This window comes from Paenibacillus sp. tmac-D7 (assembly GCF_006519665.1).
Lineage (GTDB): Bacteria > Bacillota > Bacilli > Paenibacillales > NBRC-103111 > Paenibacillus_G > Paenibacillus_G validus.
In genome coordinates this window covers 90,929-109,486 of record NZ_VIDW01000006.1, presented here as the reverse complement: position 1 = coordinate 109,486, position 18,558 = coordinate 90,929, and the positions used below count along the sequence as shown (strand labels likewise).

Annotated in this window: 20 protein-coding genes; 18 read left to right on the top strand and 2 right to left on the bottom strand. The window is 54.8% G+C overall.

Annotated features, from left to right (window positions below):
• Nucleotides 1-17: 17 nt before the first annotated feature.
• From aspS to FKP33_RS06475, 4 genes are all read left to right on the top strand, one after another.
• On the top strand, nt 18-1,802 hold the full coding sequence (aspS, locus tag FKP33_RS06490) for an aspartate--tRNA ligase (RefSeq protein WP_127607095.1): 1,785 nt from the start codon (nt 18-20) through the stop codon (nt 1,800-1,802).
• A 29-nt stretch (nt 1,803-1,831) separates the two neighbouring features.
• Nucleotides 1,832-2,584, top strand: coding sequence for a tRNA threonylcarbamoyladenosine dehydratase (locus FKP33_RS06485; RefSeq protein ID WP_054799938.1), 753 nt, complete (start codon nt 1,832-1,834; stop codon nt 2,582-2,584).
• A 122-nt stretch (nt 2,585-2,706) separates the two neighbouring features.
• Nucleotides 2,707-3,489: a hypothetical protein gene (locus tag FKP33_RS06480; RefSeq protein WP_127607097.1), complete on the top strand. Its 783-nt coding sequence runs from the start codon at nt 2,707-2,709 to the stop codon at nt 3,487-3,489.
• A 6-nt stretch (nt 3,490-3,495) separates the two neighbouring features.
• A complete protein-coding gene (locus tag FKP33_RS06475) occupies nt 3,496-3,966 on the top strand; it encodes a hypothetical protein (protein ID WP_127607099.1) in 471 nt (156 codons plus the stop codon).
• A 31-nt stretch (nt 3,967-3,997) separates the two neighbouring features.
• Here FKP33_RS06475 and FKP33_RS06470 read toward each other — a convergent pair whose 3' ends face one another.
• Entirely contained in the window at nt 3,998-5,254 is a 1,257-nt protein-coding gene (locus FKP33_RS06470; RefSeq protein WP_127607101.1) for a replication-associated recombination protein A, read from the bottom strand.
• A 194-nt stretch (nt 5,255-5,448) separates the two neighbouring features.
• Here FKP33_RS06470 and FKP33_RS06465 point away from each other — a divergent pair, with 194 nt between their 5' ends.
• From FKP33_RS06465 to FKP33_RS06435, 7 genes are all read left to right on the top strand, one after another.
• Nucleotides 5,449-5,967, top strand: coding sequence for a PCYCGC motif-containing (lipo)protein (locus FKP33_RS06465; RefSeq protein ID WP_127607103.1), 519 nt, complete (start codon nt 5,449-5,451; stop codon nt 5,965-5,967).
• A 112-nt stretch (nt 5,968-6,079) separates the two neighbouring features.
• Complete coding sequence (locus tag FKP33_RS06460; RefSeq protein WP_141334265.1) at nt 6,080-7,423, top strand: hemolysin family protein; 1,344 nt, start codon at nt 6,080-6,082, stop codon at nt 7,421-7,423.
• A gap of 107 nt (nt 7,424-7,530) precedes the next feature.
• Nucleotides 7,531-8,166 (top strand): YhbD family protein, encoded by a 636-nt coding sequence (locus FKP33_RS06455; RefSeq protein WP_141334327.1) that lies wholly within the window; start codon nt 7,531-7,533, stop codon nt 8,164-8,166.
• Nucleotides 8,167-8,170: 4 nt separating this feature from the next.
• A complete protein-coding gene (locus FKP33_RS06450) occupies nt 8,171-8,905 on the top strand; it encodes a polymer-forming cytoskeletal protein (protein WP_181410059.1) in 735 nt (244 codons plus the stop codon).
• A gap of 21 nt (nt 8,906-8,926) precedes the next feature.
• Nucleotides 8,927-9,280 carry a polymer-forming cytoskeletal protein gene (locus FKP33_RS06445; protein WP_141334262.1) on the top strand — a complete coding sequence of 118 codons (354 nt, stop codon included), beginning with the start codon at nt 8,927-8,929 and terminating at the stop codon, nt 9,278-9,280.
• A 45-nt stretch (nt 9,281-9,325) separates the two neighbouring features.
• Entirely contained in the window at nt 9,326-9,658 is a 333-nt protein-coding gene (locus tag FKP33_RS06440; RefSeq protein WP_141334261.1) for a hypothetical protein, read from the top strand.
• A gap of 248 nt (nt 9,659-9,906) precedes the next feature.
• The gene (locus tag FKP33_RS06435) at nt 9,907-11,247 is read left to right on the top strand and encodes a TrkH family potassium uptake protein (protein ID WP_141334258.1); all 1,341 of its coding nucleotides are present in this window, start codon (nt 9,907-9,909) and stop codon (nt 11,245-11,247) included.
• A 197-nt stretch (nt 11,248-11,444) separates the two neighbouring features.
• Here FKP33_RS06435 and mnmA read toward each other — a convergent pair whose 3' ends face one another.
• Entirely contained in the window at nt 11,445-12,527 is a 1,083-nt protein-coding gene (gene mnmA / locus FKP33_RS06430; protein ID WP_127607113.1) for a tRNA 2-thiouridine(34) synthase MnmA, read from the bottom strand.
• Nucleotides 12,528-12,695: 168 nt separating this feature from the next.
• Here mnmA and cymR point away from each other — a divergent pair, with 168 nt between their 5' ends.
• The 7 genes from cymR (at nt 12,696) to FKP33_RS06395 (ending at nt 18,166) form a co-directional block, all read left to right on the top strand.
• Nucleotides 12,696-13,118 carry a cysteine metabolism transcriptional regulator CymR gene (gene cymR / locus FKP33_RS06425; RefSeq protein WP_054800160.1) on the top strand — a complete coding sequence of 141 codons (423 nt, stop codon included), beginning with the start codon at nt 12,696-12,698 and terminating at the stop codon, nt 13,116-13,118.
• Between the two features lie 38 nt (nt 13,119-13,156).
• On the top strand, nt 13,157-14,308 hold the full coding sequence (locus tag FKP33_RS06420; RefSeq protein WP_127607224.1) for a cysteine desulfurase family protein: 1,152 nt from the start codon (nt 13,157-13,159) through the stop codon (nt 14,306-14,308).
• 26 nt (nt 14,309-14,334) lie between these two features.
• On the top strand, nt 14,335-14,856 hold the full coding sequence (locus FKP33_RS06415) for a PRC-barrel domain-containing protein (RefSeq protein ID WP_127607115.1): 522 nt from the start codon (nt 14,335-14,337) through the stop codon (nt 14,854-14,856).
• A gap of 10 nt (nt 14,857-14,866) precedes the next feature.
• A complete protein-coding gene (locus FKP33_RS06410) occupies nt 14,867-15,064 on the top strand; it encodes a hypothetical protein (protein ID WP_014371928.1) in 198 nt (65 codons plus the stop codon).
• A gap of 252 nt (nt 15,065-15,316) precedes the next feature.
• On the top strand, nt 15,317-16,387 hold the full coding sequence (locus FKP33_RS06405; RefSeq protein WP_127607226.1) for an AI-2E family transporter: 1,071 nt from the start codon (nt 15,317-15,319) through the stop codon (nt 16,385-16,387).
• A gap of 192 nt (nt 16,388-16,579) precedes the next feature.
• Entirely contained in the window at nt 16,580-17,860 is a 1,281-nt protein-coding gene (locus FKP33_RS06400) for an ArsB/NhaD family transporter (RefSeq protein WP_141334257.1), read from the top strand.
• Nucleotides 17,861-17,875: 15 nt separating this feature from the next.
• The gene (locus tag FKP33_RS06395) at nt 17,876-18,166 is read left to right on the top strand and encodes a hypothetical protein (protein ID WP_141334255.1); all 291 of its coding nucleotides are present in this window, start codon (nt 17,876-17,878) and stop codon (nt 18,164-18,166) included.
• Nucleotides 18,167-18,558: the final 392 nt, after the last annotated feature.

The following is an 18,558-nucleotide window of genomic DNA, read 5'->3' as shown; positions in this document are numbered from 1 at the left end:
GGAGGTAGGTACGAATCATGACACAAATGTTAAAAACGCATGACTGTGGAACGTTAAGTAAAGCCAACGTCGGTGAAACCGTCACTTTGAACGGCTGGGTACAGCGCCGCCGCGACCTCGGGGGCGTCTTGTTCATTGACCTGCGCGACCGGAGCGGACTTGTGCAAATCGTGTTCAACCCGGAATTTTCCGGCGACGCGCACGGCATCGCAGATCGTGCGCGCAACGAGTACGTGCTGGCCGTTCGCGGTAAAGTCGTCGAGCGTGATGCGGAAACGGTGAACGCGAACTTGCCGACCGGCGAAATCGAAGTGCAAATTACCGAACTCGAAATTATGAACCCGGCCAAAAACCCGCCGTTCTTCATCGAAGACGGCATCGATATCGACGAGTCGCTGCGGTTGAAGTATCGTTACCTCGACCTGCGCCGTCCGGAAATGCAGCGCACGCTGCAGCTTCGTTCCAAAGCGGCGAAGGTGTTCCGCGATTACCTCGACGAGAACGGTTTTATCGAAGTGGAAACGCCGATCCTGACCAAGAGCACGCCGGAAGGCGCGCGCGATTACCTGGTGCCGAGCCGCGTCCATCCGGGCGAATTTTTCGCGCTGCCGCAATCGCCGCAAATTTTCAAGCAGCTCTTGATGGTCGGCGGCCTCGAGCGTTACTACCAGATCGCCCGCTGCTTCCGCGACGAAGACCTTCGCGCCGACCGCCAGCCGGAGTTTACCCAGGTCGACATCGAGACGTCGTTCCTGTCGCAGGATCAGCTGCTTGATCTGATGGAGAAGCTCGTCGTACGCTTGTTCCGCGAAACCGCCAACACGGAAATCCCGACCCCGTTCCAGCGGATCAGCTACGCCGACGCGATTGGCAAATACGGCTCGGATAAACCTGACCTGCGCTTCGGTCTTGAACTGAAAGACGTGTCCGACATCGTCGCCCAATCCGGCGTTCAAGTATTCGCCAGCGTCATCGCCAAAGGTGGCCAGGTGAAGGCTCTCAACGCCAAAGGATGCGGCGTCTGGAGCCGCAAAGAAATCGACGATCTCGGCGTGTTCGCCGCCCGTTACGGAGCCAAAGGGCTGGCCTGGATTACGTACAAAGACGGCGAGCTGAAAGGCCCGATCGTGAAGTTCTTCAACGAGCAGGAGCTCGAATTGCTGAAAGAGCGTCTGGAAGCCGAAGAAGGCGACCTGCTGCTGTTCTCCGCCGACACGAAGAAAGTCGTTGCGGACGTACTCGGCAACCTGCGTCTGAAGATCGGCAAACAGCTCGGCCTGATCGACGAGAGCCAGTTTAAGTTTGCTTGGGTCGTCGACTTCCCGCTGCTCAGCTACGACGAAGACGAGAAACGTTACGTGGCCGAGCACCATCCGTTCACGCGTCCGAAGGAAGAGGACGTTCACTTCTTCGATACCGATCCGGGCCAAATCCGCGCGCAAGCGTACGATCTCGTGCTTAACGGGTACGAAGTCGGCGGCGGCTCGATGCGGATCTACAAGCGCGAAGTGCAAGAAAAAATGTTCGCCGCTCTCGGCTTCTCGCCGGAAGAAGCGAATGAGAAATTCGGCTTCCTGCTGGAAGCGTTCGAGTACGGCACACCGCCGCACGGCGGGATCGCGTTCGGGTTCGACCGGTTGGTCATGCTGATAACCGGCCGCACCAACCTGCGTGAGACGATCGCCTTCCCGAAAACGGCCAGCGCGACCGATTTGCTTACCGATGCACCTGGTACGGTGGACGATAAGCAGTTGGAGCAGCTGTCCATTCGCATTGCCGTCAAGCCGCCGGTTACGAAATAAGAGGATTTGCTGAAAGGAGCGTACCCTCGATGCTGCATCAATTTTCACGAACGGAACTGGCGATCGGCCCGGAAGGGCTGGACGTCATGAGAAACAGTACGGTTGCGGTGCTCGGCATCGGCGGCGTCGGCTCGATTGCCGCCGAAGCGCTGGCCCGCACCGGGGTCGGCCGCATCGTTATGATCGATAAGGACGTGGTGGATATCACGAACGTGAACCGTCAAATCCACGCTCTCCTGTCGACCGTTGGTGAGCCGAAGGCGGAGCTGATGCGCGACCGCATTCTGCAAATCAATCCGGAGTGCGACGCCATTGCACTGCGCATGTTTTATACCGAGGAAACGTACGAGAAGCTGTTTGAATATCCGCTTGATTACGTCCTGGACGCTTCGGATACGATCAGCTACAAGATTCACCTGATCAAGGAGTGCCGGCGCCGCAAAATCCCGCTCATTTCGAGCATGGGGGCGGCGAATAAGATGGACCCGACGCGTTTTCAGGTGGCGGACATCTCGAAAACGACGGTTGATCCGCTTGCTCGCGTCATTCGTCACAAGCTGCGCAAGGAAGGCATCCACAAGGGGGTTAAAGTCGTCTTCTCCACGGAAGAGCCGATAAAGCCCCGGGAGGATGTCACCCAGCGGATCGTACCGGACAACGCGCCGGAAATCCGCAAGGCGCAGCAGCCTCCGGCGAGCAACGCGTTCGTGCCGCCAGTGGCCGGCCTGATTATGGTTAGCGTTGCGGTGCGCGATCTGCTGGCTAAAGCCGGCCTCAATTAACTTCTGCCAACCGGCATCTCTGCTTCATGCGGATGCCGGTTTTTTTGCATTTGTAAAATTTCCAGAATTGGGGCAAGCTACCTGGTGTCTGATTTAATCGCAACCTTATCGGGGTGAGTCGTATGAACGGCAAGGCGAAAAACCGCAACAACCGTCGCAGTTTGGCTCATATGAGCACGCTGAATGTCAACATATTGCATTTCCGCAAGCCATGGGTGACTGCCTGGTGGTCGGCCGCTTTTCCGGGCTTCGGGCATTTGCTGCTCGGCAACCATTTCAAGGGGGCTATCCTCATCGTGTGGGAAGTGCTGATCAACATGCAATCGCACATTAATGGAGCGATGGTGTTATCGATTCACGGCAAATACAAGCAAGCGGCGCTCATTATAAATCCTCGCTGGGTGCTCTTATACATTGCGGTCTACATTTATGCCATATGGGACAGCTACCGAACGACGATCGAACAAAACAAAGTGTTCACGCTTGCGGAACGGGAGAATGCGCCGATCATCCGTTTTCAGATGAACTCGCTGGCGGTTCAATATTTGGACCTTCGTTCGCCATGGCTGGCGATGGTCTGGTCGCTGCTCATGCCCGGGCTTGGGCAGATGTATCTGCACCGGATTCCGACCGGTTTTTTGCTGCTTATCGGCTGGATTGTAATGGCTATCAACTCCAATTTTATGGAATGCCTTCTGCTTACGATAGAGAGCTGGGGCCGCATTCATTCGCCCATGGACCCGCAATGGTCGTTGTTTATGCCGTCGATTTATGGCTTTGCGGCCTTTGACGCCTATGTGTATGCCGTGGAAAACAACAAGCTGTTTGAAAAAGCGCAGCGGCAGTGGCTGGAAGAAGAGTACCAAACGTTGGGATTTTCGATCAAATCAGGTGCAGGAGGGTAGTAATCGATGTATATCGTAGCGACCTTCCGTTACTCCATGGAATTGGAACTTGCGATCAGCGACCTGCACGGCACAGGGATCGGAGCGGATTCGATCGCGGCGGTTCCGCTGGATCGCCAAATGCCGGGTCGGGCTCATTTTATGGATACGATGCATCGATCGGACGGTGTCAGCCTGTTAGACGGCCCCGCTGTGCTTGGGACCGTGTTAGCTGTTCTGGGCGCTTCCCTCGGGTTCAGCTGGACATGGGGGCCGATTATATGCGGGCTGCTCGGGCTTGCGCTGGGTGCGCTGCTCGGGATGGGAATCGATTACTGGGTAAACCGGAAAAAAAGAAACCGTGAAGCCAGCTCGTCACAGAATGAAGGCCAGGTTGTATTGATCGTACAATGCTCGGAAGAGCAATCAGAGCTGGTGAAGCAGATGCTCCGCTACCGGATGGCGATGGCGGTCGGCCAGTGGGGATCATACGCATGAGACGAAAAGAGACAGTCAGCTTGGGACTGTCTTATTGCTTTTTCATATAAATTTTCGCTTCGACGCCGCTGTTCTGGGGCTCGTAAAATTTCGCGTCCTTCAGCGGCTCCGGCATATACTGGACCTTGCCGGCACGGTCCGGATGGTCGATCGGATTGACATATGTCTTCGAGCCGTCCTTGATCGAATCCGGCACCGGGTATGCCCGGTTGTTCTTCACGGTGTCGAAGGCGCGCGCGATCGCCTTGTATGCGGAGTTCGACTTCGGACTTTCGCATAAGTAAACCGCAGCCTGCGCAAGCGGGATCCGAGCTTCCGGCATGCCGAGGAACAGCACCGCATCCTTCGCGGCGAGCGCAATTTGCAGCGCGTGCGGATTGGCCATGCCGATGTCCTCGCTGGAATGGACGACCATGCGTCTGGCGATATACAGCGGGTCGACGCCCGATTCGAGCAGCCGGGCCATCCAATAGAGCGCCGCATCGGTTTGGCTGCCGCGGATGCTCTTGCAGAAGGCGGACGTCAAGTTGTACATGTCGTTCGTCGTGACGGCGTTGAGCCGGAATTGGAACGCCTGCTGCACGGTCGCCAAATCGACCGTATCCGCATCGGAGAGACTGTACACGGCATTCTCCAGCGCATTCAACGCATTGCGGATGTCGCCGTTGCAAATGTCGGCCAAATAATCGAGCGCTTCTGTCTCGATCGATACCTTCAGCTTGCCGAGGCCGCGCTCCGGGTCGTTAAGCGCCTCGAGAATCACGCGCTTGATCTCCGCCTCAGACAGCGCCTCGAGCCGGTATATCCGGCAGCGGGAAGCGAGCGGGGGGATGATGTCGTGCGCGATCGATTCGGTCGTGGCGCCGATCAGCGTGATCGTGCCGTTCTCGACGACGGGCAGCAGCGCTTCCTGCACATTCGATTTCATCGCGTGGATCTCATCGATGAACACGATCGTTTTGTGACCGTACAGCTTCAAGTCGTCAAGCGCCTTGGCGAATACGCCGCGCAGCTCGGCGACGGTCAAGGAGACGGCATTCAGCTTGACGAAGTGGGCGGACGTCAGACGGCTGATAACGGCGGCCAGACTTGTTTTGCCCGAGGAGGGCGGACCTTGCAAGATCATCGACGACACGCGGTCTTGCTCAATCAGATTGCGCAGCAGCTTCCCTTTGCCAATCAGGTGCTGTTGGCCGGCAATGTCATCCAAGCTGCGGGGGCGAAACCGTTCCGACAACGGCTCGACGACTTCCCGCCGCTCTTCGTAGTTGTAATCGAATAGGTCCATGGCTAACTCTCGCTTTACATATGGAAATTAGAACGGATGTTTCTATTTCATAAAGTTATTTTACCACATGAGCGGCAAACATGGAATTTCAACGCAGCTCCAGCGGCGAAAGCTCTCCACACGGTAAGTTTTGGCACCGCGGCCATTATTGATGTACAATCGAAGGTAAACGAATGAAGGAAAAGAGGGAACGTATGAAACAAGCGGTCAAACCGGTAATCGCGCTTCTGCTGCTGGCCTCCGTCGTCTCGGCCTGCGCGCCGAAGACGGCCCCTTCTGCCGAAGGTAACGGCAGTGCGCATGCCGGGCACACTCAGCAAGGACATCCAACGCCGCAGGGCGATATTCAAGAAAAAACAGCTTCCGCGGACGCGCTGCCGCGTTTTCTGGACAAACAACCCGAGGATGTGCGCCTCGTCTATGAAGCCGCCGGCAAAGCGGCCGATCTCTTGAAGTGGATGCCCTGTTACTGCGGCTGCGGAGAGAGTGCCGGTCATATGAGCAACATGAACTGTTTTATTAAGGAAGTGCAAGCGGACGGCTCCGTCGTCTGGGACGATCATGGCACGCGCTGCGGCGTATGTTTGCAAATTGCAGTCAAGTCGATCAAGATGAAGCAGGACGGCAAGACGCTGAAGGAAATACGCCAAACGATCGAGCAAACGTACAAGCAAGGCTTTGCCAAACCGACCCCTACGCCGATGCCGTCGTAACCCGGAAGGAAGACGAAGCGTCGCACTTTCCCGTTCTAGCCGTGCCCTTGGATGTATAGGGTATTAGTATAGTTTCAAACTAGACTTCTTGCGGTTGGGAAGGTGAAAGGGCTTGTTCAGCGATCCGTTCCCCCTTTGGTTAAACATCGGGTTTGTACTGCTGCTGGTGTGTTTGAACGGTTTTTTTGTCGCTGCCGAGTTCGCCATCGTCAAAGCGTCCCGCAGCCGGCTCGAGAAGCTCACTTCCGCCGGCTCGCGAAGCGGACGGTGTGCGAGCTTGGTCCTGAGCAATGTGGACGCGTATTTATCCGCCTGTCAGCTCGGAATCACATTAACCTCCCTCGGGCTCGGGTGGCTTGGGGAACCGGTCGTTTCCAAGCTGCTGGCGCCGCTTTTGCGCCCGTTCGGGCTGCCGGAGTCCGTCGTTCACATGGCGGCTTTCGTTCTGGCATTTACGCTCATCACGACGCTGCACATTACGCTCGGCGAGCAGTTTCCCAAGACGTATGCGATTCGCAAGTCGGAACGTGTGACGCTGCTTTCATCCGTTCCCTTGGCGGCGTTCTACAAGATCATGTACCCTTTCATTTGGATGCTGAACGGGCTGTCGAACGCGCTGCTGAGGCTGACCGGCATCGAACCGACGGAGGAGCATCGCAGCGCCCATACGGAAGACGAAATACGCGTGCTGATGAAAGAAAGCAACCAGAAAGGGTTAATCGACAATACGGAGCTGACGCTTGTCGATAACATTTTTGAATTTACGGAAACGAATGCGCGTGAGATTATGATTCCCCGTACGGAAATGATATGTTTGTACGCCCAGCGCTCCTATGAGGACAATAAAATGATCGCGATCAGCGAAATGCATACGCGGTACCCGGTATGCGATCCCGATAAGGACGCGATCATCGGTTTTGTCCATATTAAAGATTTATTGAAGCTGACGGATGGCGAAGGCGAGTTGCTGACGATCGTAAGGCCGATTATGAAGGTCGCGGAATCCATGCAAATCAGCGCCTTATTGAAGCTGATGCAGAAGCGCAAAGCGCAGATGGTGCTATTGATCGACGAATTCGGCGGCACGAGCGGACTTGTTACCTTCGAGGATATTATCGAGGAAATTGTGGGTGAAATCCAGGACGAATTCGACGAAGAACGCCCGCAGATCGAGCGGAAGGACGAACGGACGCATTCGATCGACGGGCGCTTGTTGATCGAAGAGGTGAACGGGTATTTCGGTCTCGAAATCGAATCGGACGATTACGATACGATCGGGGGATGGATGTACGCGCAGGTTGAGATGCCGCCCACCAAGCTGCAGCAGGTCGAGTGGAATGAACGGTTTGTGTTTACCGTAGAGGAAATCGACCATTTACGTATCTCCCGCATTCTCGTGACGCCGAGTAAGAATGCGAAGCATAGCGATCCGGCATCCGGAGACCATGGGATGTAAGCCGATAAATGCCGGAAAAATTGACCTGCGGGAAGGTCATTTTTTTTTCGAGTTTACAACGTAACAATGTTATGTTACATTGTTTCGTATAAGGTGGTGCGGTTATGATCGAGCAAGAGCTCATATCCAAGAAAGAATTGCTGGAATTGACGGGTATTTCGTATGGCCAACTGTACCGCTGGAAGCGGAAAAATTTAATTCCCGAAGACTGGTTCATCCGCAAATCGACGTTTACCGGGCAGGAAACTTTTTTTCCGAAGAAAAGCATTTTGGCTCGTATCGATAAGATCGTCAATATGAAGGAAGATTTATCGCTTGACGAGTTGGCGGACGTCTTCTCGCCGGAAGTGGCGGACATGGCGGTAGGGCAAAGCGAACTTTTGGAACGTAACATTGTTTCGAAACAATCGCTGGAGTTGTTCACGAACACGTTCGGCGACGGACCCGTGCTCCCGTTCGGACGCATCTTGATCGCTTATATGCTCGATAAGCTGCTGCAAGCTGGCGATATCAATCTGGATGAAGGCGTTATGATGCTGCAGACGCTGCATGGCCACGAGTCGGTAATAGAGAACAATAGTTGGGTGCTGGTGTTCATTCGCAAGATGGGCATCTCTTCGTTCCTGATGATCGGCGGTTCGGATTCCGTTATGTTCGACCCGGGTACGAAAGTCGTGGCCCGGTTGAGCTTTGCCGCGTGCATGGAAGAACTGAAGATGAAGATGAACGATGGAAGGGGATGACCCAATGGAATCGCACAACAATTTGACGGTCACCGGGACGGGCGGCGCGGCCGGGGGCTTGTATAAAGACATCAAGGTGATGGGGGAAGCGGACTTTAACGACGATGTCGACTGTCTGGCTCTCAAGTGCAGCGGCACGGTGAAGGTAAAAGGCGGCGTGAAAAGCACGTCGTGTCGTATCAACGGAACCTTCGATGTCAGCGGCGATTTGGTCACCGGGCGCGCGACGATCCACGGGAGGATGGCGGTCGAAGGCAACGTGAAGGCGCAGGAGATCAAGTCGAACGGCGAAACGACTATTCGGGGCCATGTCACGGGGGACCGGATTCATTTGGAAGGTTATTTCCAAATAAAGGGCCGCTGCGAAGCGGAGCAACTGCGGATTAAGGGCATCTTCAAAATCGCCGAGCTTGTCAATGCGGATTCGGTTGATCTTGCTCTGCACAGCCGATGTCAGGTTAAGGAAATCGGCGGCGAACGCATCGAAGTGCGGCGCGGGACCGGGACGATGCTGAAGAAGCTGCTCGGCTCCTTGTTTCTTCCGGCGGATTATTATGAAGGCACACTGACGGCCGAATCGATCGAGGGCGACGACGTTTATGTGGAGTACACGCAGGCGGAGGTCATCCGGGGGCGGAACGTAGTCGTCGGACCCGGGTGCCGCATCGGCCGGATTGAATATACGAACAAGCTCGAGCATGCGGCGGGATCGGATGTTACCGACGCTGTGCAAATTTGATGGGGGAATGGAGCGATAACGATGGGCTTCCGCGGCGATTTGAATATTTCAGGCGTAATGGGCGGCGCGGGCGGAGGCGCGTATAACAACGTTAAGATTAACGGGCAAGGGAACGTGAACGGTCCTTTGGATTGTGTTAGCTTCGTCTGTAACGGAAGGTCGAGCATACACGGCGAGGTGAAGGCTCAAACGGTGGAAGTCAACGGCTCGACTTCGTTTGAAGCGAAGGTGGATACCGGCAGCATGCAAATTAACGGCAAAGCGGACGTGGAAGGAAGCTTAAGCGCACGCGAGCTGAGAGTCGACGGGCAGTTGAAGGTGAAGGCCGGCTTATCCGGAGAAGACATCGTGGTGAACGGTTATTTGAAGGTTTAGGGCGCTTGCGAAGCGGAATCGTTCCGTTCCCGCGGCTGCTTTCGCGTGGACGGTCTGCTGAATGCGGGGAGCATCGAAGTCGACTTGTACACGGAATGCCGGGCTAAAGAAATCGGCGGCGAAACGATATCTGTCCGCAAAACGGAGCTTGCCGGCGCGCTAGGCAAGCTGGTACGGGCGCTGATGTTCGCAGAAGATGCGCTGATCGTCGATACGATTGAAGGCGACGAGGTTTATCTGGAGCACACCCGCGCCGGCATCGTCCGGGCCAAGAATGTGAGCCTGGGGCCCGGCTGCGACATCGGATTGGTGGAATACGCGGATACGTTCAGTCACCATCCGGATTCGCGTGTCGGAGAGAGCCGTAAAAGCTTATGACCGCAGGAGGCCTGCATGGACGAATTTCTTACACAGCTTTCGGGCGGTATCTCCCGATATGCCGAGATGGGTCGTGACGATCTATATGGTGCTGACGGCGCTCGGTATCGGCGCTTGAACCCGGCTGAAGCTTCGCCATGCGGAAAAGTCCGCTGCTTGACGAAAGGTGACGATGACGTTTGCCGCCTAATTGCGTCGTGGTATACTAGCTCATAAGAAGGAGCCCGGTGCAAGGAGATGACATACGAGTGAAACGTAAGTCCAAATGGTTCAAACTGACGCCGCCGCGCGTGTTTGCCGGCGGTTTCGCCCTTATTATTGCGGTCGGCACGCTGTTGTTGTCGCTGCCGGCCGCCGCCGTAAGCGGGGAAGCTACCCCGTGGGTCGACGCGTTGTTCACGGCGACCTCGGCTACTTGCGTGACAGGATTGCTCGTGGTCGATACGGGCACTTATTTTACAAAGTTTGGTCAAGTCGTCATCCTGATTCTGGTGCAGCTCGGAGGTTTGGGCTTTATGACGACGGTCACATGGTTCGCAATCGCGATGAAGAAGCGGATTTCGCTGCGCGATCGGCTCATGCTGAAGGAGTCGATGAATCTTCTCGGCATCGAAGGCGTCGTGCGGCTTATTATGAAGGTGCTGATCTATTCCGTCGTCATCGAGAGCTTCGCCGCGCTGTACTTCGCCTATCGCTTGTCGCAGGAGATGCCGCTCGGCCATGCGCTTTATTACGGCGTGTTTCATGCCATATCGCTGTTCAACAACGCGGGCTTTGAGCTGTTTGGCGGGTTCCGCAACCTGACGCCTTATGTGGCGGACTGGGGAATCAACCTTGTGTCGATGCTGCTTATCTTGTTCGGCGGTATCGGATTTATCGTGCTCTCAGAGCTCGTGGATTACCCGAGCTCGCGGCGCCTGTCGCTCCATAGCAAGGTTGTGCTGACGGCTACCGGCATTTTGACGCTGTTAAGCGCACTGCTCATCTTTATATTCGAATATACGAATGCGCGTACGCTTGGCCCGCTCAGTCTCGACACGAAAATTCTCGCCTCGTTGTTCCAAGCGATCACCTTGCGCTCCGCAGGAGTGAATACGATCGATATTACCGGATTGCGGTCGGCTACGCAGTTCCTGATGGTCATCATGATGTTTATCGGCGCGGCTCCCGGCTCCACCGGCGGCGGGATCAAGCTGACAACCTTCGTTATTCTGGTCGGCGCCGTACTGACCATGGTGCGGGGGAAGCAAGACATGGTCCTGTTCCGTTACCGGGTCCCGAAGAGAGATATATATAAAGCGACGACCTTTTCCTTGCTTGGCTTGTTTTGCCTCGTGCTGTCCACGATGGCGTTATCCACCGTGCAGGGGCAAGATTTCCTGATGATTTTGTTCGAAGCGGCTTCGGCTTTCGGGACGGTGGGCTTAAGCGCGGGACTGACGCCAGAGCTAGGCTTCGCCGGCAAAATAAACATCATTGTCATGATGTATATCGGCCGAGTCGGTCTGATCACGCTGGCGTTCGCTTTGCAGCCGAAGCTTAAGAAGGACAGCTATCGGTATCCGGAAGGCAAGCTGACGATCGGTTGAGCGGTCTGCGTTATAGCCCGGGAAATAATTTTATACAAAAAAAACCGTCAAGGTGGAACTGAACCTCCAATTGTTAGTTGTGTCTAACAATTGGGGTGCAGTTCAGAGAACCTTGACGGTTTTTGTATATGGGACGCCGAACGATCAAGTCAGCCGATCTCCGGTGCCTGATGCGGTATAGCCAAACCTTGTCCGCGTCACTTCACCATCTTGTCGATGACCGCTCCGCCCAAGCAGACATCGCCGTCATAGAACACGACGGATTGTCCCGGCGTAATCGCCTTCTGAGGCTGATCGAATTCCACGCGGCAGCTGCCGTCCGCTTCGAAATGAACGATGACGCCTTGGTCCGGCTGGCGGTATCTGAACTTGGCCGTGCAGCGGAACGGGCTTTGCGGAGGTTCTCCCGAGATCCAGGTCAAGTCGGTGGCCAGCAAGCCCTTCGAGTACAACGCCGGATGTTTCTCGCCTTGAACAACGTACAACACGTTACGCTCCAGGTCTTTGCCGGCGACGAACCAAGGCTCGCCGCTGCCCGAGCCGCCGATGCCGAGCCCTTGGCGTTGTCCGAGGGTATAGTACATCAGGCCGTCGTGGCGGCCCTTCAATTCCCCGTCCAGCGTGCGCATCTCACCCGGCTTGGCCGGCAAATAACCGCTGAGAAACTCTTTGAAATTTCGCTCGCCGATAAAGCAAACGCCGGTGCTGTCTTTTTTCTTCGCGGTCGCAAGACCCGATTTCTCCGCGATCGCGCGGACTTCCGGCTTCGGCAGATGGCCGATCGGGAACATGGCCTTGGAGAGCTGGTACTGGCTCAGTGCGTGCAGGAAATACGTCTGATCCTTATTCGAATCGACGCCTCGCAGCAGCCGATATACGCCGTCGACTTGCTCGACGCGTGCATAATGGCCGGTCGCAATATAGTCTGCACCAAGCTCGAGCGCCTTGTTCAGAAACTCGCCGAATTTGATTTCCCGGTTGCACATGACGTCCGGGTTCGGCGTGCGACCTTTGCGATATTCGTCCAAGAAATAGGCGAACACCTTGTCCATGTATGGTTTCTCAAAATTTACCGTATAATAAGGAATACCGATTTGACTGCATACCCGGCGCACATCTTCGGCATCTTCTTCCGCCGTACAGTGTCCGAACTCGTCGGTATCGTCCCAGTTTTTCATGAATACGCCTATGACCTCGTAACCTTGCTCTTTCAGGAGCAGCGCCGCAACGGACGAATCGACGCCGCCTGACATGCCGAGGACAACACGTGGTTTACTCATTCTTAATCCCCTCGCTTTGCTCTTGTGGCCTGCTTAGTATTATACATAGATTTGCTCATAAATAAAATTATTTCAACATATCGTCATTGTTTTTCTCCCACAATAGAAGGTTTTGTGTTACCATAGAAAAGATACCAAAATGTATGATATGTAAATGAGGTGCTCGATTTGAAGATATCAACTAAAGGCCGCTACGGGCTGACCATCATGATGGAGCTTGCCACCAGGTTCGGAGAAGGCCCCACCTCACTGAAAAGCATCGCCGAAAAGCATCAGCTTTCCGAGCATTATTTGGAGCAATTGGTTGCCCCGCTGCGTAATGCCGGGTTAGTCAAAAGCATTCGCGGCGCTTACGGTGGATATATATTGTCAAAATCGCCCGAGGAGATTTCCGCTGGAGATGTCATTCGGGTACTGGAAGGTCCGATCAGCCCCGTCGATTTTACGGAGGAAGACGACCCTGCCAAACGGAACTTGTGGATACGCATTCGCGATGGCATCGCACAAGTGCTGGATTCGACCTCGCTGCAGGATATGATCTCCTATCATGACGAGGGAAGCCATCACGACAGCTATATGTTTTATATCTAAGTGTCTTTACATTTCTTATGAACGATGTGGTGAGTACATTGAACCTGATTTATTTGGATCATGCCGCAACAACCCCGGTTCATCCGGAAGTGGTGGAAGCCATGATGCCATATTGGACGAATAGCTTCGGGAATGCCTCCAGCACGCATTGGGCCGGCCGCGACGCGAAGAGCGCGCTGAACGAAGCGCGCGATCGGATCGCCTCTTTCGTCGGATGTGCGCCGTCTGAGCTCGTCTTTACCGGCGGAGGCACGGAGAGCGATAATATGGCGCTGTTCGGCGCCGCTGAAGCGAACCGCGCTCGCGGCAACCATATCGTTACGACGCAGATCGAGCATCATGCGGTTCTGCATGCATGCGAGAGATTGGAGCGCCTCGGCTACGAAGTGACCTACGTGCCGGTCGACGAATACGGACGGGTCTCGGTGGACGACATTAAATCCGCGCTTCGCCCGGATACGATATTGATCAGCGTCATGTACGGCAATAACGAAGTCGGCACGCTGCAGCCGATCGAAGCGATCGGCGCACTGGCTCGCGAGAAGGGAATCGCCTTTCACGTCGACGCGGTTCAGGCGCTGGCTTACATGCCGCTTCATTTGCATGCGCTGCCTGTTGACTTTATGAGCTTTTCCGCGCACAAATTGAACGGTCCCAAAGGGGTCGGCGCGTTGTATATAGCGAAGAACGCTCGGTTCGTGCCGTTAGGCTACGGCGGCTCCCAGGAGCGCAAACGGCGCCCAGGTACGGAGAATACCCCGGCGATCGCAGGTTTTGCGAAGGCGGTTGAACTTTTTGACCGCGCGAGGTATGAAAAGAAACATCACGTGGAAACACTACGTCAAGAACTGGTAAACGAGCTGGAAAAGCGGCTCAGCCCGGACGATTTCATCGTGAACGGACATCCGAGCGAGCGGCTGCCGCACATCTTGAACGTCAGCTTCCCGGGCGTCTCGACGGAATCGATGCTGATGAATCTCGATTTGGCCGGAGTCGCGGCGGCAAGCGGATCGGCGTGTACCTCCGGATCGCTGGAGGTATCTCATGTGCTGAAAGCGATGGGGTTATCCGAAGCGAGAACTTCGTCGGCGATTCGGTTCAGCTTCGGCGCCTCGAATGATTCCGCACAGATTCGCGAAACCGCGTCACGGGTTGAAACCGTCATCCGCCGTTTACGTAGTATCGTTTAAGCCAATTCACGATTGGAGAGAGTTTGGTGAGACGTACGCGGGATGTGATCGGGTTGCCTGTGATCTGCGTGCATACCGGCAAACAAGTCGGTGAAGTTACGGATCTGCTGCTCGACGAGGATTGGCAAGTGCAGGCGTTTCTGCTAGGGGCGGGACATTGGTTTCAAGAAGCGACTTGCGTGGAATGGGAAGACGTTATCGCACTAGGCGAAGACGCCGTTACGATCAAGCGGGAGGACGCGATTAAGCCGCTTGAAGCGAAGAATACCTGGAAGCTTCTGCTTGGCGGGAGACACCGGATCAAGGGACTTCCGCTGCTGACCGTGAACGGTCAACAACTCGGTGTCGTCGAGGATGTTTATTTAGATGCAAAAACGGGTAAAAAAGTAATAGGATACGAATTGACCGAGGGTTTCATTTCAGATCTCAAAGAAGGGCGCAAATGGTTGCCCATGCCGGATTCCGTGAAAGTCGGCGAGGACGCCTTAATTGTTCCCGTACGCGCAAGCGAGGCGTTGGAGGAAATCTTCGTACCAAAAGAAGAATAGGGTGATACAGATGTTACGTTGTCCAAACTGTAATTCCAAAGATATCGGCAAAATCGGCTCGCATCAATTTTATTGCTGGGGCTGCTTTATCGAACTGACCGTGAACGGGGAGAAGATGTCCGTATTCCAAGTCGAGGAAGACGGCACGTTAAGTTCGTTGGATGATCTCTTCTTTGAAGAGGAAATGCCGCAAGTTCACGCCAACTAACGGTTCGGACCGGCAAGCCGACTTACAATATAACGCCTATGAACACCGCTGCAGGGAGCGTCGCTCCTTCGCTTGCGGTGTTTTTTTGTCCCGTTCGTCCTTCTTCATTGTATTCGGCTCGTGCCGGCTTTATGTGCGGGGGACGTCCGAATATTGGGTTAAGAACCAGGGGTTGTACATATACTGTAGTATATGGATGTTCGTTCGTACTGACGAAGCCGGTACCGAAAGATGCCGAAGGAGGGGACGTGTCTGGAACGGCTGCCCAAAAACCGCGTTCTGCTCGGGATGGTTTATACCTTGCTCATTCTTGTTATTTTATATTTGCTGATGCAGCTCCGGCCGATGATTTCAGGGGTGTATTGGTTTTTGCGCGAAATTTTGACACCGTTTATCATCGCGCTCATTATTTCCTATGTCTTGAATCCGGTCGTCTCGCTGCTGGGCGCACGCAAAGTGCCGCGTACGATCGCTGTGCTTCTGATCTACGCCTTGTTCATCATGTCCATGACGGTCATCCTGATGAACGTGATTCCGATGCTCGTTCGCCAGCTGGCGGAGCTGAACGAGCACATGCCGGACGTTTCGTTCAAGGCGCAGAGCCTGGTCGACGACTTGAACGGCCTGCAGTTTTTGCCGGACAGCGTCCGGATCGGGATCCATCAATCGTTGGCGAAGCTGGAGGACGGCATCTCGCTGGCGATCGCCGATTACATCAACGGGATCGGCAATACGATCAATAAGCTGTTTATGATTTTTATTATCCCGTTCGTCGCATTCTATATTTTGAAAGATTTTCAATTGATCGAAAAAACGACGCTGGCCATTGTGCCCAGAACGCACCGCAAAGAGATTGTGTCGATGCTGACCGATATCGATACGGCGCTCGGCAACTACATTCGCGGACAGTTTACGGTTTGTCTGATTGTCGGGCTGCTTGCTTACATCGGGTATTGGGCAATCGGCATCCCCTATGCGCTGCTGCTGGCAAGCGTGGTCGCGGTGTTCAACATCATTCCGTACCTGGGGCCGTTTCTCGGCGCGGCTCCGGCGCTCATCGTCGCCTCGACGATTTCGATCAAAATGCTGCTGCTGGTTATCGTGGTCAATACCGTCTGCCAAATTCTCGAGGGCAACGTCATCTCACCGCAGGTAGTCGGCCGTTCTTTGAACATGCACCCATTATTTATCATGTTCGCGCTGCTCGTTGGAGGAGAGGTGGCGGGTGTGGTCGGGCTCATATTGGCGGTTCCGTTCTTTGCGGTAATCAAGGTTATTCTGCAGCATGTCTTTTTATATTACGTGCATAAACGAACCGTTTAAAAAAAAAATTTGGTCATGGGCGCAACAAATTGCAACCTCCGGCGTATATACAGATGGAATTTTTTTCGGGAGACCCTGAAGCCCGTCTACAACTGCATATTCAGCAATCGTTTCATAGGAGGAGCCTGTCACCAAGGGCTCCTCTTTGTCTTTTTTCAGGGTCTCACCAGACATCGCAGGAGGACTATCTATATGGACATGCAAGCGCTCATCGCTATCGGGCTATTTCTCGTCGCCTACGGATTCATCATCTCGGAGAAAATCCACCGAACGATCGTCGCCATGACCGGCGGCATTCTAGTGGTTGTGCTCGGAATCGTCAATCAGGAAACGGCGCTCCATCACATCGACTTTAACACGCTCGGACTGCTCGTCGGGATGATGATCATCGTCAGCATTACGGCGGAGACGGGGGTGTTTAAGTACGTTGCGATTTGGGCGGCCAAAAAAGTCGGCGGACACCCCGTGCGCATCATGGTCGCGCTGGCGATCGTGACGGCGTTCGGTTCGGCGTTCCTCGACAACGTCACGACGGTGCTCCTGATGGTGCCGGTCACTTTCAGCATTACGCGACAGCTGCGGGTCAATCCGATCCCGTTCTTCATTTCACAAATATTTGCGTGCAACATCGGCGGGACTGCGACGTTAATCGGCGATCCGCCGAACATTATGATCGGCAGCGCGGTGAAGGAACTGACGTTCATGGCGTTCATCAACAACCTGACGCCGATCGTGATCATCATCCTAATCGCGACGATCCCGGTCTTCGTCCTGCTGTTTCGCAAAGACATTCAGACAACGGAGGAGCTGAGGCGCGGCGTCATGGATCTGGATGAAAAGTCGGAAATCCAGAACCCGGCGCTGCTTCGCAAAAGTTTGGTCGTGCTGGGCTTAACGATCGGCGGCTTCTTCATCCATCAGATCGTCCATCTGGAATCGGCCACGGTGGCCTTGGCCGGCGCGTTCCTGTTGCTCCTGTTAACCGGGGAGCATTATTTGGAAGAATCGTTCCGCCGGGTCGAGTGGATGACGATATTTTTCTTCATCGGATTGTTCGTGCTCGTATCGGGTTTAGTTGAAACCGGCGTCATCGCGGCTTTGGCCGAGCAGGCGATCAAGTTGACCGGCGGGGATGTGACGAAGACGTCGATCATGATTTTGTGGTTTAGCGCGCTCGCTTCGGCGTTCCTCGACAATATCCCGTTCGTGGCCACTATGATTCCGATGATCTTCGAGATGGGAAAGATGGGCGTAACCGATTTGGAGCCGCTCTGGTGGAGCCTTGCGCTAGGGGCTTGCCTCGGCGGCAACGGGACGCTGATCGGGGCCAGCGCCAACTTGATCGTCGCCGGCATGTCGGCCAGGGAAGGATATCCGATATCGTTTATGAAATATATGATAATCGCGTTTCCTTTGATGCTGTTTTCGGTGGCGCTGGCGCACGTATATATTTATGTAAGATATTTGATGTAAGGGGGAAAGGCTGCGATGACAAAGCTTCGCTATACATATGACGAGAAGCTCTTATCTTGGGAGGAGCAGAACGACGGGGAAGCGGACGTGGAATTTTGGCTGCGTCTATCCGTGCCGGATGCGAATGTCGAGAAGGGCGTGAAGGCGGTGCGCGATTATTTTGACCATAACGACGTTCTGACCGACGTGTTGTTCTATGCGCACCACAATGCGGTGTACCAATGGATTGTCCGCCGCGACTTCTACGAGGCATTCGTCATCCGGGCGTTCGAACACAAGCTGTTGACCTCCCTCGTTTGGGAGTAGGGCCCCGGCCCCGCACGGGACACGGGAACGGGATACGCCCAAATGCCGGGCTCTACAGGGCGGACCTCGGTTGACAGGCCCGCCGTCGGAAAGGTATAATTTTGCTTTGTAAAGCTTTGGCTTCCAAACAAGAAAGCGTTGAAGAAATTCAGTAGGTTGTAGTCCATTAGCCAGAGAGAAGGCTCGGATGCATACCGATACGGCGAGAAGGCAGGCGCAGGCCATGTCCGAGAGCCGGGCTTGGGTGCGGTCCGCTGCGAGAGTCTTCCTAATGAAGGGCGACTGAACGCTCATTTCGGAGCGCGGATAAACTCCGCCGGAAGGACCCGTTATCGTCCGCGAAGAGGAGATTGCACCGAACCGCCGAGCGTTAACAGCGCAGGCGAAGGCCG

What these genes read in the sequence shown, in the direction of transcription:
- aspS (WP_127607095.1), top strand. Translation starts at nt 18, where the DNA reads ATGACACAAATGTTAAAAACGCATGACTGTGGAACGTTAAGTAAAGCC.
- FKP33_RS06465 (WP_127607103.1), top strand. Translation starts at nt 5,449, where the DNA reads ATGAAACAAGCGGTCAAACCGGTAATCGCGCTTCTGCTGCTGGCCTCC.
- FKP33_RS06445 (WP_141334262.1), top strand. Translation starts at nt 8,927, where the DNA reads ATGGGCTTCCGCGGCGATTTGAATATTTCAGGCGTAATGGGCGGCGCG.
- FKP33_RS06450 (WP_181410059.1), top strand. Translation starts at nt 8,171, where the DNA reads ATGGAATCGCACAACAATTTGACGGTCACCGGGACGGGCGGCGCGGCC.
- FKP33_RS06395 (WP_141334255.1), top strand. Translation starts at nt 17,876, where the DNA reads ATGACAAAGCTTCGCTATACATATGACGAGAAGCTCTTATCTTGGGAG.
- FKP33_RS06480 (WP_127607097.1), top strand. Translation starts at nt 2,707, where the DNA reads ATGAACGGCAAGGCGAAAAACCGCAACAACCGTCGCAGTTTGGCTCAT.
- mnmA (WP_127607113.1), bottom strand. Translation starts at nt 12,527, where the DNA reads ATGAGTAAACCACGTGTTGTCCTCGGCATGTCAGGCGGCGTCGATTCG.
- FKP33_RS06475 (WP_127607099.1), top strand. Translation starts at nt 3,496, where the DNA reads ATGTATATCGTAGCGACCTTCCGTTACTCCATGGAATTGGAACTTGCG.
- FKP33_RS06400 (WP_141334257.1), top strand. Translation starts at nt 16,580, where the DNA reads ATGGACATGCAAGCGCTCATCGCTATCGGGCTATTTCTCGTCGCCTAC.
- FKP33_RS06485 (WP_054799938.1), top strand. Translation starts at nt 1,832, where the DNA reads ATGCTGCATCAATTTTCACGAACGGAACTGGCGATCGGCCCGGAAGGG.
- FKP33_RS06410 (WP_014371928.1), top strand. Translation starts at nt 14,867, where the DNA reads ATGTTACGTTGTCCAAACTGTAATTCCAAAGATATCGGCAAAATCGGC.
- FKP33_RS06470 (WP_127607101.1), bottom strand. Translation starts at nt 5,254, where the DNA reads ATGGACCTATTCGATTACAACTACGAAGAGCGGCGGGAAGTCGTCGAG.